This window comes from Microtetraspora sp. NBRC 13810 (genome assembly GCF_030268685.1).
In the GTDB taxonomy this organism is placed as follows: Bacteria; Actinomycetota; Actinomycetes; order Streptosporangiales; family Streptosporangiaceae; genus BSRQ01.
Map to the genome: position 1 here is coordinate 125,988 of NZ_BSRQ01000016.1, position 12,800 is coordinate 138,787.

Annotated in this window: 11 protein-coding genes; 3 read left to right on the top strand and 8 right to left on the bottom strand. The window is 72.7% G+C overall.

Annotated features, from left to right (window positions below; all coding sequences use genetic code 11):
* The 5 genes from QSK26_RS28295 to QSK26_RS28315 all read right to left on the bottom strand — a co-directional run bounded on the left by QSK26_RS28295 (position 1) and on the right by QSK26_RS28315 (position 6,881).
* The gene (locus tag QSK26_RS28295) at positions 1-1,791 is read right to left on the bottom strand and encodes a zinc ribbon domain-containing protein (protein WP_285778316.1); all 1,791 of its coding nucleotides are present in this window, start codon (positions 1,789-1,791) and stop codon (positions 1-3) included.
* 288 nt (positions 1,792-2,079) lie between these two features.
* Positions 2,080-2,865, bottom strand: a complete 786-nt coding sequence (locus tag QSK26_RS28300) for an ABC transporter ATP-binding protein (RefSeq protein ID WP_285778317.1) — start codon at positions 2,863-2,865, stop codon at positions 2,080-2,082.
* Positions 2,862-3,863 carry a FecCD family ABC transporter permease gene (locus QSK26_RS28305; protein ID WP_502888757.1) on the bottom strand — a complete coding sequence of 334 codons (1,002 nt, stop codon included), beginning with the start codon at positions 3,861-3,863 and terminating at the stop codon, positions 2,862-2,864. The genes QSK26_RS28300 and QSK26_RS28305 overlap by 4 nt, the downstream gene beginning before the upstream one ends.
* A gap of 287 nt (positions 3,864-4,150) precedes the next feature.
* Positions 4,151-5,119 carry an ABC transporter substrate-binding protein gene (locus QSK26_RS28310; RefSeq protein WP_285778318.1) on the bottom strand — a complete coding sequence of 323 codons (969 nt, stop codon included), beginning with the start codon at positions 5,117-5,119 and terminating at the stop codon, positions 4,151-4,153.
* A 499-nt stretch (positions 5,120-5,618) separates the two neighbouring features.
* Positions 5,619-6,881, bottom strand: a complete 1,263-nt coding sequence (locus QSK26_RS28315) for an acetamidase/formamidase family protein (RefSeq protein ID WP_285778319.1) — start codon at positions 6,879-6,881, stop codon at positions 5,619-5,621.
* Between the two features lie 162 nt (positions 6,882-7,043).
* Here QSK26_RS28315 and QSK26_RS28320 point away from each other — a divergent pair, with 162 nt between their 5' ends.
* On the top strand, positions 7,044-7,628 hold the full coding sequence (locus tag QSK26_RS28320; RefSeq protein ID WP_285778320.1) for a histidine phosphatase family protein: 585 nt from the start codon (positions 7,044-7,046) through the stop codon (positions 7,626-7,628).
* A 31-nt stretch (positions 7,629-7,659) separates the two neighbouring features.
* Here QSK26_RS28320 and QSK26_RS28325 read toward each other — a convergent pair whose 3' ends face one another.
* The 3 genes from QSK26_RS28325 to QSK26_RS28335 all read right to left on the bottom strand — a co-directional run bounded on the left by QSK26_RS28325 (position 7,660) and on the right by QSK26_RS28335 (position 9,159).
* Positions 7,660-7,923 carry a hypothetical protein gene (locus tag QSK26_RS28325; protein ID WP_285778321.1) on the bottom strand — a complete coding sequence of 88 codons (264 nt, stop codon included), beginning with the start codon at positions 7,921-7,923 and terminating at the stop codon, positions 7,660-7,662.
* A 132-nt stretch (positions 7,924-8,055) separates the two neighbouring features.
* On the bottom strand, positions 8,056-8,292 hold the full coding sequence (locus tag QSK26_RS28330; protein WP_285778322.1) for a DUF397 domain-containing protein: 237 nt from the start codon (positions 8,290-8,292) through the stop codon (positions 8,056-8,058).
* Entirely contained in the window at positions 8,293-9,159 is an 867-nt protein-coding gene (locus QSK26_RS28335) for a Sco1979 family transcriptional regulator (protein WP_502888755.1), read from the bottom strand.
* 187 nt (positions 9,160-9,346) lie between these two features.
* Here QSK26_RS28335 and QSK26_RS28340 point away from each other — a divergent pair, with 187 nt between their 5' ends.
* Together QSK26_RS28340 and QSK26_RS28345 are read left to right on the top strand one after the other, a co-directional pair.
* Positions 9,347-9,892 (top strand): ATP-binding protein, encoded by a 546-nt coding sequence (locus QSK26_RS28340; RefSeq protein ID WP_285778323.1) that lies wholly within the window; start codon positions 9,347-9,349, stop codon positions 9,890-9,892.
* A gap of 427 nt (positions 9,893-10,319) precedes the next feature.
* Positions 10,320-12,725 carry a helicase-associated domain-containing protein gene (locus tag QSK26_RS28345; RefSeq protein ID WP_285778324.1) on the top strand — a complete coding sequence of 802 codons (2,406 nt, stop codon included), beginning with the start codon at positions 10,320-10,322 and terminating at the stop codon, positions 12,723-12,725.
* The last annotated feature ends 75 nt before the right edge of the window (positions 12,726-12,800 follow it).

Sequence of the window (12,800 nt, forward strand, 5' to 3'; positions counted from 1 at the left end):
TCACGACTCGGTCGGATGGCCGCAGTAGCCGCAGAACCTGTGCACGGGGCCGAGCCCCATCCCGCAGGCCGTGCAGTACTTCTGCGGCGCCTTCTGTCCCGCGCGCCCTTCCGGCTCCTGCGCCGCGGCCCGCACCGCGCCCGCGGCCTGCGCCTGCGCGGCGCCCGGCGGCGCGACCCCGGAGACCGGCGAGGGCCCCTTGGCGGGACTCTGCTGAGCGGGGCCCTGCTGGGCGGGACTCTGGGGGGCGGGACTCTGTTTGGCGGGGCTCTGTTTGGCGGGGCTCTGTTTGGCGGGGCTCTGTTTGGCGGTGACCAGTGGCTGGTCCTGGGGCACCGGCCTGGATGCGGCGGGGAAGGACCTGGGCCGTCCGACGACCACCGTCTGGTCGGCGTGGCCGGGGGTGTCGTTCCGCGCCGGGCCGCCCGGCGGGGCGAAGCCGCCCACCACGACCGGCGGCGGGGCCGGGGCGTGCTCCCCGGACCCGGCGGGCCGCTCCGCCGTACCCGGATCGCCGTCCGGGTCCGGGTCCGAGTCCGGGTCGTCGTCTCCGCGGCGGCGCCACAGCAGCACCACGACCACCAGCACGGCCAGCACCAGCACCCCGGCCCCCGCGAGGATCGGCCACAGCGGCGGCTCCTCCTCACCGGCGGGCGCCTGGGCGGACTTCAGCGCCGCGTCCTCCGGGCCGCCGCGCTTCTCCTGCGCGGTCCTGAGCAGCGTGGCGGCCACCACGTGACCGGGGTAGAGCTCCAGGACCCGCTGGAAGGCGGGCACGGCGTCACCGAAGAAGTTGTTGTGGTACCGGGTCAGCGCCACCTCGAAGGCCGAGTCCACCGAACCGCGCTTGGCCGCCGTCTTCGCCTGGGCGAGCGCGGCCGTGACCTCCCTGATCCCGATCATCCTGGCGTCGTCGCCGCCGCCGACCATCAGGCCGATCACCGCGCCGTCCCGGTCACCGATGACGGGCGCGCCGAGCAGGCCCTTGTCGATCAGCGCGCCGAGCTTCTCCGGCTCGTCGACCTTGCCCTCGGGGTCCTTGAACGGCCGGCCGCCCTCGCCCGCGCCGCCCGCTCCCAGGTGGCCGATGTCGGTCTGGTGCCGCACCCCCGGCGCCGGCCGGCCGGTGAACCCGGCCACCGCCACCGGCGAGCCCTCCTTGTCGGGCACCTGACCGGCCAGGGGCGCCGTGGGCAGTCCCGTGCCACCGTCGGCCCGCGCCGCCGGCACCAGCACCGCGGGCGCCTCCGGCCGGTCCCCGGTGCCGGCGATCTCGGCCTTGAAGCCCTTGTCGTCCGCCGGGGAGATGTTCGGGTACACCGTGATCTCGGGGGTCACGTCGACGATGCAGGTGGCGGTGGGCTTCTTGGGGGGATAGCAGTCCTGGAGGTGCCGGTTGAGCAGCGGGTCGTCGACCTCGTGCCGCTCGAAGTCGTCCTCGATGGAGACCTTGTGGTGCTCGGCGAAGATCTTGTTGGCGGCGTAGATCGCGACGTCCCGGTCCGACCTGACCACTCCGGTGACGGTGACGACCGCCCCCTCGGGGTTGACCACCACCCCGGTGCCGGTGCCGATCGGCACCTCGTAGGAGCGCTCCACATGGACGAGCTGGGCCACGTGGTCGAGCAGAGTGATGTCCACGTGCGCCACGGCCTCCACCCGGACCACCGCGGGGGTGACGAGGTCGGTGATGCCACTGGGATGCTCGTGGGCGTAGGCGGGCGCGGTCGCGCCCAGCAGGACGGCAAGCATGCCGCACAAAAGCACCGAGGCCCGACTGGGACGCCGCATTACGTCTCCCTTCCAAGGGATACGACAATGCTTCCAACCGGCCCCCAGAAGTCAATAGATTTTGGCGGCGTCCCGGTCTTGTTTCACGATTGTTCTCCGGTCCGGCCCGGGGGCGGCGGGCCCGGCCCCGCCGGGGTTCCGGCGCCCGCGGGGCCCGCCTGCCGAAATACCGGACTTTCGTCCGGCAAATGTTGATCAATTATGCGGAAATATCACGGTATAGGAGGTTATTTCGCCTGATCAGGGGTTAATTCCGGCTGGATATGCGGCGTGGCAGGGCGGGGCGCGTCAGCCGTACCGGGCGGGGCGCAGCAGGTGGACCGCCGGTCTGCCGTCCCGGGCCGCCTCCACCTTCACCGTGGCCCCGAAATGAGCGCTGATCAGCCCCTCGGTGAGCACCTCGGCGGGCGGGCCGGCGGCCACCGCGCGCCCGCCGGCGAGGATCGTCATCGCGTCCGCGTACTGCCCGGCCAGGTGCAGGTCGTGCAGGGTCGTCACGACGGTGAGCCCGTCGGCGACCCGCAGCCGGTCCACCAGTTCCAGCACCTGCTGCTGGTGGCCGAGGTCGAGCGCGGTCGTCGGCTCGTCGAGCAGCAGGACCGGCGCCTGCTGGGCGAGCGCGCGGGCGAGCACGACGCGCTGCCGTTCGCCGCCGGACAGCTGGCCGAGCCTGCGCCCGGCGAGCGCCGTGAGGCCGAGACGCTCCAGCACGCCCGCGGTGACCTCGCGGTCCCCGCGGCTCTCGCGGCCCAGGTAGGAGATGTACGGCGTGCGGCCCAGCAGGGCGTAGTCGGACACCGTCATGTCCGGCGGCAGCGCGGGCGCCTGCGGCGCGTAGGCGACGAGCCTGGCCCGCTCGCGTGGCCGCAGCCTGCCGGCGGGCACGTCCCCGAACAGCACCTCCCCCCGTACGGCGAGCAGCCCCGCCAGCGCCTTCAGCAGAGTGGACTTGCCCGCGCCGTTCGGCCCGACGACGGCCAGCCAGCCGCCGTCGGCCACCGTCAGATCGACGCCCGACAGCACCTCACGCTCCGCCAGCGCGACCGACAGCCCCTTCGCGACGACCGAACTCACGTCTCCACCCGCCTGGTCATCCGGAGTACGAGGACGAAGAACGGCGCCCCGACGAAGGCGGTGACCACGCCGATCGGCAGCTCCGCCGGGGCCAGCACGGTCCTGGCCACCATGTCGGCGAGCACCAGGAAGGCGGCGCCGCCGGCCAGCGACAGCGGCAGCACCACCCGGTAGGAACCGCCCGCCAGCCGGCGCACCACGTGCGGCACCACGATGCCGACGAACGCGATCAGGCCGCTGACCGCGACCGCCGCCGCCGTGGCCAGGCAGGCCGCCAGCAGTACGGCCAGCCGTACCCGGGAGGCGCGCACGCCCAGGCTGACCGCCTCGTCGTCGCCCACCGACAGCACGTCGAGCATCCGCCCGTGCAGCAGCAGCACGACGGTGGCGACGACCGCGTACGGCAGGACCAGGCGCACGTCGTCCCATCCGCCGCTCACGTCGCCGAGGATCCAGGCGTAGACGCGGCGCAGTTCCTCCACCCTGAGCTGCTGGGCGAAGGTCTGGATCGCGGTGAGGAAGGACGTGACCGCGACCCCGGCGAGCACCAGCGTCGCCGTGCCGCCCGCGCCGCGCCCGGCTGTGCTGCCGAGCGCGTACGCGAGGAGCACGCCGCCGACCGCGCCCGCGAAGGCGGCGACCGGTACCGCGGCGCCCGCCGACCCGCCGGTGACCACGACCACCAGCGTCACGGCCAGCCCCGCGCCGGCCGCCGCGCCGAGCAGGTAAGGGTCCGCCAGCGGGTTGCGGAAGACGCCCTGGTAGCCCGCCCCGGCCAGGGCCAGCAACCCGCCGACGATCCCGGCCAGCAGCACCCTGGGCAGCCGCAGCTCCCACAGCAGGCTCTGCTCCACCGGGCTCAGCCCGCTGCCGACGTGCACGAACGGCAGCCAGTCCAGCACCTGGAGCACCACCGCCCACGGCGAGATCCCGGCCGCGCCCACCAGCAGCCCCGCCAACCCGCACCCGGCCACCACCAGCACGGCCACGACGGCCACCGCCGCCCGCCGTCCCACCCGGCGCGAGATCACCACCGCCCCGCCCGGCGCGGACGGTCCATCCTCAGGCCCCTCACCCGGCGCTTCCACCACCGGCGCTTCCACCACCAGCGGTTCCACCGCCGTACGCGAGGCGTCTCCGTCCGCCTGTGCCCTGGGCCCGTGCGGGATGTTTACGTCCGCCGGTGCGTCCGGCGGGCGCAGGACATCTCCGTCCGCCGGTGCCTCCGGCGGGCGGGAGAAATCCCCGGCGTCCGGTGCCTCCGGTGGGCGGGGCCTGCGAGAGGTCACTCCGCCGCCGCGGCCTTCTGGACGGCGGCGGCCACGGTCTGGGCGAAGTCGGCGACGCGCGGCCCCCAGCGCGAGGCGATGTCGTCGTCGAGCTGGACCACGTGGTCGTCGCGGACGGCGGCCAGGCCGGACCAGCCCGGCCGCTTCGCCAGGGTGTCCCTGGACTGGCCGCAGCACTTGACATCCGCCAGGAAGATCAGGTCCGGGTCCGCCTTCGCGACGAACTCCGCCGACAGCTTGGGGTAGCCGCCCGCCGCGTCGGGAGCCTCGTCGGCGATGTTCACCAGGCCGAACATGGCGTAGATCTGGCCGATGAAGGTGCCCGAGGTCGCCGCGTAGGGCGTGGTGTCCAGCTCGTGGTAGTACGTGAGCTTCTTGTCCTTGGGCGCGGCGGCGGCGAGTTCGTCCAGCTTGCGCTTCATGTCACCGGCCACCTTGGCCGCGTTCGCCGTGTTGCCGGTGGCCGCGCCGAGGTCGGCGATCTGGTCGTAGCTCTCCTCCAGCTTCTTCGCCGACGGTTCGAGGAGCACCGGCACCCGGAGCTTGCCCAGTTCGGCCACGACGCCGCCGATGTCGTCCGAGAGCACCACCAGATCGGGCCGCTGGCCGGCGATCGCCTCGACGTTCGGCTTGAAGCCGGACAGTGAGGTGCGGGGCGCCTGCTCGGGGTACGTCGACTGGTCGTCCACCGCGACGACCTGGGGTCCCGCGCCGATCGCGAACAGGTTCTCGGTCGCCGTCGGGGACAGCGACACGATCCGCTGCGGGCGGGCCGGGATGGTGACGGAGCCGTTGCCCGCCTGGACGGTGACGGGGAAGGCGCCCGCCGGGGAGGCGGCGCTCCCGCCGGAGGAGGGGTTCACCGACGCTGTGGCGCCGCTGTCCGTGCCGGTCGTCTGGCCGCATCCGGCCAGTACCAGCACACCCAGCAGGGCACCCGCGAAGGCCGTACGTAGGGGCCTCACAGGGATCCTTTCGAGGTGGCCGGAACCGAGAGACCCGTGGGCATGACGGATCACCCTTTTCCGCGAGGGTTGATGACGTCGCGCCGCGCACAGGCGACCTGGCTTCACCCCGGGACCACCCCGGGACATGACAGTTGCGGGAACAGCGCCGGCCTCTCACCGGACTTCGCTGCACACAGCGCTTAGGTAAAACGCTACCAATCCCTCCCCCAACCCACCGAACGGTCCCCTCACCGCAACGCAACACCGCCTATGGCGAGCCTTCAGCGGAGCGGGACCACCGACACAGGGAGGGGGGTGTCGGCCCTGGGGGCGGGCGCAACACCGCCCATGGCGAGCCTTCAGCGGAGCGGGACCACCGACACAGGGAGGGGGGTGTCGGCCCTGGGGGCGGGCGCAACACCGCCCATGGCGGGCCTACAGCGGAGCGGGACCACCGGCATCGGGGGGTGTCGGTGGTTTGTGGAGTGGGGTGGGGGTGTGTCAGGGGTGGTGGGGGTTAGTGGAAGTCGGCTTTTCTGATGAGGGCGTGGATGCCGGTGGTGCGGTCGACGACCTGGGAGACCTCGAAGTCGACGGCGGCGGAGAGGTAGGCGTAGGCGACGGCGGGGGCCATGGAGTGTTCCTGGGAGAGGAAGTCGAGGGCGTTGCGGACGGCGGTCTTCATGGCGAGGTCGAGGGAGGTCTGCTGGCCGGAGACCGGGCCGTCGGGGTCGGACAGGCCGATGGGGATCCAGTAGTCGGAGGTCTCGCCGAAGGGGTAGGAGAAGGCGACCTCGGGGGCGGGGCCGCCCTTCTTGACGACGGTGAGGCGGAAGGTGCCGCGGAGGGACGCCTCCAGGGCGGTGAGGGCGACCTCGCCGTCACCCTGGGCGAAGTGCGGGTCGCCGGCGTAGAACAGCGCGCCGGGCACCTGGACGGGGAGGTAGAGGATCGAACCGGCGCCGAGTTCGTTGACGTCCAGGTTGCCGCCGGCCACGGTCGGCGGGACCGAGTGGACGCGTTCGGAGGTGTCCACGGCGACGCCCATCAGGCCCATGAACGGGTTCAGCGGGAAGCGCACCTCGCTCCGCCCGGCGGGCAGAACGCCCTGCCCCCGGGAGACCCTGGTGAAGACGGACATGTTGCCGCCGGGGTTGAGGAACGGTTCGCTGTGCGGGTCGCCCTTGAACGCCTCGGGGTACTCCCCGGGCAGGGCCCCCTTGCCGTGGCGGCTGGAGATCACGCCGTAGGGCACCCGCCGCCGCAGGTCCAGTACCTCGATCTTGAGGACGTCGCCGGGCTTCGCGCCGGTCACCGCGACGGGGCCGGTCACCACGTGCGGGCCGTCGGCGGCGAAGTCGTGCTCGATCCCGGATGCGGCGATGGCGATCGCGTCCCGCAGCACGTCGTCGCGGTCAACGCCGTGGTCGCCGAAGTAGCCGACGGGGTCGCGTCCCTGGTCTTCGAGGATGCCTTCGTGGGAGACCGTGTCGATGGTGACCACCCCGCCGGAGGCGACCGTGCTGACCGGCTTGGCCGTACGGTTCGGCAGGTGCCCCCAGCGCACGGTGCCCGGGGTGGAGGTGACGTAGACGCCGCGTACCCGGCCTTGCTTCGGCTGGAGGACGGCGGGCGCGCCGGTCTCGGCGGACGCCTGCCCCGGCACGGCGATCCCGGCGCCGGCCACCCCGGCGACGCCCAGCGCGGCGGCGGCCCGTACGAAGCCGCGCCGGCCGAGTCCCGATTCGAGAGTCCGCGCGGCTTCCTCACCAAAGGACATTTTCTCGCCCCAATCTTCGCTTTCAGCCTGGGACCGTATCCGGCACGCGTTTCGGCGCCGTTTCCTTCTCCGCATGCCGCCGGATCGGCGAGGGTGGGCACGGTGGCCGCACCGGCACCACCCTCACCATCGCTCGCGGGCGGTCCGCCATTATGTGGGGATATGGATGAGATGATGCTGCTGCGGCACGGTGAGACCGAGTGGAGCCGTACGGGCCGGCACACCGGCCGCACCGACGTGCCGCTCACCCCGCGCGGCGAGGAGCAGGCGCGGGCGCTCGCTCCCGTGGTGGGGGCGCGCCGGTTCTCCCTGGTGCTGGTGAGCCCGGCGCGGCGGGCCCGCCGTACGGCCGAGCTGGCCGGGGCCGGCGACTACGAGGTCGAGCCGAACCTGTGGGAGTGGGACTACGGCGGCTACGAGGGCATCACCACTCCGGACATCCGGCAGTCCCGGCCCGGCTGGTACCTGTGGCGGGACGGGGTGGTCCCCGGCGACGCCGACCACCCGGGCGAGACGGCGGCACAGGTGGGCGAGCGGGCCGACAAGGTGATCGCGCGCGCCCGCGCGGCGGGGGGCGAGGTGCTGGTCGTGGCGCACGGGCACATGCTCCGCGTGCTGACCGCGCGCTGGCTGGGCCTGCCGCCGGAGGACGGCCGGCTCTTCCGGCTGGACACCGGCACCTACGGCGCGCTCGGCTGGGAGCACGCGGAGCCGGTGATCTGCCACTGGAACGCGCCCGTCGGCTAGCCGGCGGGCGCTCCCACACCGCGGGGCGGGGTCAGGCCACCGCGGCGAAGGGCTGCGGCTGAGGACCGCGACCGGTCAGCCACTCCAGGACCTTGCGGTGCCCGTGGCAGGCGTCCTCGAAGTGACCCCAACGCCAGTAACGGGGCTGGTCGCGAACCCCGGTGACCCAGGTCCGATAGGACACCGCGCGCTGTTCGCCCTCGGCCGCGCTCGCCGGGGCGACGCCGTAGGTGCGGATCACGACACGGCCCCCGGGTGCGAACAACACATCGTCCGCCACCGGGAACAAGGTCATCTGGTCGAGCATGGTCAGGCCCCCAATACACCGAAGCTGCTGGTGGAACCGAATCTGCCGGACCGGCGAGACCACCCCGTTACGCATCCGGCGCACCCCCGTTAAGCGGTTGCGCCGGATGTTAAAACGGCGTTACGCGAGCAGACTGTCGAATTCACCGTCTTTCACCCCGAGGACCAGCGCCCGCATCTCGTCGCGGGTGTAGATCAGCGCGGGTCCCTCCGGGAAGCGGGAGTTACGGACGGCGACACTGCCGTCGGGCAGTTCCGCGAGCTCGACACAGTTCCCCGTCGAATTACTGTGCCGGCTCTTGCGCCAGCTGACGTCGGTCAGGTCCCGAGCGGGCATGCCGTTGTAGGTGTGGTTCATCTATGTCTCTCTGAGAAGTTCGCCGAGGATCTCGGCAGTGCCCCCAGGCGTGGTGCTTTCCACGCACAGCTGTTCCATCGCGGTGAGGTAGGGATCGATGTCCTCACGCTTGTCCAGGTAGAGGGCACCCCAGAGCTGCTCGACGTATACGACGTCCGACAGGTCGGACTCGGGAAACCGCAGGATGCTGAAGGCGCCCCCCTCGGCAGCGTGCATGCCGAACCTGAAGGGCATCACCTGGATGGTGATGTTGGGAAGGGTCGCGACCTCCTGCAGATGGCGAAGCTGCTCCCGCATGATCACCGGCCCGCCGATGGGCCGCTTCAATGCCGCCTCGTCGATGACGGCCCACAGGCGAAGGCCGTCCTTCTTGATGAGGCGCTCCTGGCGTTGCATGCGCAGGTGCACGCGACGCTCGACTTCTCCGGTCGGCGCATCCGGGTAGCCCAGCTCGACGACGGTCCTCGCGTAGGCCGCGGTCTGCAGCAGGCCGGGCACGAACTGCACCTCGTAGGTGCGGATCACGCTCGCCGCCTCCTCCAGTCCCACGTAGGTGGTGAACCAGCCCGGCAGGACGTCGCCGTACTTGTGCCACCAGCCCGGTGTGTTGGCCTCGCGGACCATCTCCAGCAAGCCACGCCGCTCGGCGTCGTCGAGCACGCCGTAGAGGGTGAGCAGGTCTTCAACGTCACGTGTCTTGAACCCGACGCGCCCGAGCTCCATCCGGCTGATCTTGGACTCGGAGGCGCGGATGTGAAATCCCGCGGCCTCACGGGTGAGTCCCTTCTCTTCACGCAGCCGGCGCAGACTCGCGCCGAGCATGATGCGCCGAACTGTGGAGCCGGTACCCGGTGGGTCGATCGACACGTGGTGCTCCTTGGTCGTTTCCGTGTTTCACAGTCTGTCACTTCGCGGGCCAAAGATCACCGGACCGCGATCGAGATCCCCTTTGCTGCCGATTTGCCGGATCATGGGTAACGGTAGCGGTTGCACAGAGCTTCTGCACGTGCATCCGCTCTTGCACCTGCACGCTAGTTTGCATCATCATGATCCCGTGCAGTCCGCTCAACTGAGGACCCTGCGAGCGCCCGCCTTCCCCACGGCGTTCGACCGGTGGCCGGCCGTCGGATGGTGGCCCGACGCCGCACGCGACCTCCTGACCGGCCCGCCGGCCACGATCGCGTCGGAGGCGGACCTGGCGAGCGCCGTGTTCGTCCTCCCGCCACGCCCCGAGTCGATCCACTCCTCGCGTACCTTCACCACCGGCACACTGGCCGGCTGGGGGCTCCCCGACCTCGGGGAGAGCCTGGAGCTGATCGTCTCGGAGCTGTCCACCAACGCCCTGCGGCACGGCCTGCGGCTGGCCGAGCCGCGTGCGCAGGAGCCGATCAGGTTGTCGCTGATCCGCCGCGGCCGGCTGGTGGCCTGCGCGATCAGCGACCCGGGTTCCGGTGCGCCCGAGCTGCGGCACCCCTCGGCGCTGGAGCCGGGCGGGCTCGGCCTGCACATCGTGGAGTCGCTCAGCCTGCGCTGGGGGTACGTCCCGATCGCGCCGCACGGCAAGATCGTCTGGGCGGTGGTGACCGCTCCCGACGAGTGACCGGCGGGCGCCGGCCGGCGGCCGGCGCGGCCCGCCGGCCCCCGACCATCTCCCAGGCGCCGTCCTTCCCCTCGCGTCGGCGCCGCTCTCGGTCCGGCCCGGGGACGCCTCTCCCCCACCCGCATGGCGTCCCCGGGCCGAGCCATGTCCGCTCCCCCTCTCCGACATGGATCGGATCCGACATTGATCGGAGAACGGCCCCGACGGGCCATTGACGATCGGCGATCGTAGGAGAAAAGTTTTCGGGTGACGAGATAACTACGTCACGCCGAGCTCATATCGGTCCGCGGAGAAGATGCCGATGTCGGGGGTCAGGCCGCATGTTCCATTCCGCGCTGCTCCCGCCTTCGGGCATGTGATCTGCATTACCGTGGTTGGCTATGGCTCACGGTGAGTCCCGCGCGAGACCCCCTGAGAGAGCTGAGAGATGGACGATCACCTGCTCGGCTGGCTGAAGACCCTGGACGAGGATCGCCTCGCCCGCGTCCTGGCGAACCGGCCGGACGCCATCGCCGCGCCGTGGCCCCGCCGCCTGGACACCCTGGCGCAGCGGCTGGGCAACGGCTTCGCGGTGATGGACGCGATGCGCGGCCTGCCGCTGCCCTGCCTGGAGGTCGCCCAGGCGTGCCTGGTGCTCGGCGAGAACGCCGGCGCCGACAGGCTGGCCAGGCTGCTCGACGTCCCCGAGGCCGACGTCCTCCCCTGGCTGGACGAGCTGTACGACCACGCCCTCGCCTGGCCGGACGCGACGGGCGGGATCCGGCTGGCGGGCGCGGTGTCACGCTGGTGGACCGCCCCCTGCGGCCTCGGCGAGCCGCTCGCGCACTACCTCAACTCCTGGACGATCAGCCCGGACGCGCTGCGCACCCTCGGCCGCGCGCTGGACCTGCCCCCGCACGGTACCAAGCGGCGGCTCGTCACCCGGGTCGTCGAGATCCTCACCGACCCCGCCGTGGTGCGCGAGCTGATCGGCGGCGCCCCCGAGGGCACGCTGCGGCTGCTGGAGGAGTTCGCCTGGGACGGCCCGGCGCGCGATGTGGACGGGGCCCGGTTCGTCGTGCCGGGCACGGCCGAGAAGTGGGCCGCCGACCACGGCCTGCTGTTCCGGCCGAGCTGGAACGTCGCGGAGATGCCCCGCGAGGTGGCGCTCGCCGTACGCGGCCCGGACTACCACCCGCCGCTGACCCCGCAGCCGCCCGAGCTGGCCACGCTGCCCGTGGACCCCGAGGAGATCGACCATCTGATGGCGCTGGCCGCGCCGCACGTGGTCGAGCGCTGCGCCGCGCTGCTGGAGAACACCGCCAAGAGCCCGCTGCCGCTGCTCAAGGGCGGCGGGGTGGGCGTGCGCGAGGTGCGCAGGGTGGCCAGGGAGACCGGGTGCGACGAGGACGAGACGCGGCTGCTGCTGGAAGTGTGCGCGGTCGCCCGGCTGCTGGCCTTCGACGAGCAGGCGGGCGGGCTGGTGCCCACCGACCGGTTCGACCACTGGCGGCTGGACGACGGCGCGGCCCGGCTGCGGGTGCTGCTGGCGGCGTGGTGGCGGATGGAGCGGGCGTCACTGCGCAAGGTGGACGGCAAGTACCCGACCGTGCTGGGCGACGACCCGGCCGGGCAGGCGATCGGCCGGATACGCCGGGCGGTGCTCGGCGCGCTGGCCCACCTGCCCGACAGCACCGCCTACGCAGGCCGCGCCGGGCTCGTCCGGCACGTGCACTGGCACGCCCCGCTGCTCGACCAGGCGCTGCTGGCCGAGATCGCCCCGGCCGTGCTGGACGAGGCGCGGCTGCTCGGGCTCATCGCGCACGACGCGATCACCGACCTCGGCCGGGCGCTCGCCGCGCTCGGCCACGTCGCGGGGAGCGAGAACGACGACGCGGCCCCCGCCGTGGAGCACGACCCGATGCTGGTCGAGTGCTCCACCCGGGCCCTGGCCAGCGTCCGGCGCAGCGCGCTCTTCGGCGCCGACCTCACCGCCGTGGTGACCGGCCCGCCCTCGGCCGAACTGGCCGAGCTGCTCGACCGGGCCGCCGACCGCGAGTCACGCGGCGCGGCCTCGGCGTCGGTGTGGCGGTTCAGCCCGGCGAGCGTACGGCGGGCGCTGGACGCCGGGCACACACCGGAGGAGCTGCTCGCCGACCTGGCCGAGGTGGGCACGATACCGCAGCCGCTCAGCTATCTCATGCACGACGTGGCCAGGCGGCACGGCGAGGTGACCGTGACCTCGGTGGCGTGCATCGTGCAGGCCGCCGATCCCGCGCTGCTGGCCGAGATCGCCGGGCACCGTCGGCTGACCAGGCTGGGCCTGCGGCTGCTCGCCCCGACCGTGCTGGCCAGCGCCGCGCCCGCCGAGAAGACGCTGACCGCCCTGCGGGAGAACGGCTACGCCCCGGTGCCGATCGAGGACACCGGGGAGATCACGATCCGCCGGGCCAAGATCGAGGAGCCGCCGGGCGGGCGGCTGATCCTGTTGCCCGGGGGCCGGGTGGCCGAGCTGGAGGCGCCGCCGTACCCGCTGGCCGAACCCGCTCCCGACCCGCGCGAGCACGCGCACCGGCTGGTGCTGACCCGGGACTCCGAGAAGGGACAGGGCGGGCGGACCTGGGCGGTGATCGGGCGGATGGCGACCCGGCTGCCGACCGCGCAGCAGTCCCTGCTCGGCTTCGTCGTGGACCGGGGCGTGCGGGCCGCGATCACGCTCACCGACGGGCTGACCGCGACCATCAGCCACGGCGAGCTGCGCGGCGGCGTGCTGGACGCGTGGTGCGAGGAGGCCGGCGACTACCTGGAGTTCCCGCTGGCCGACATCGTGGAGGTGCGCGGCGTCCAGGTCTGACGCGCGGCCGGCGCGGCAGTGGTCGCGCGGGGACGAGGGCACCCCCGGTCGGCGGAGGCCCGCTCCGTTCGCGCC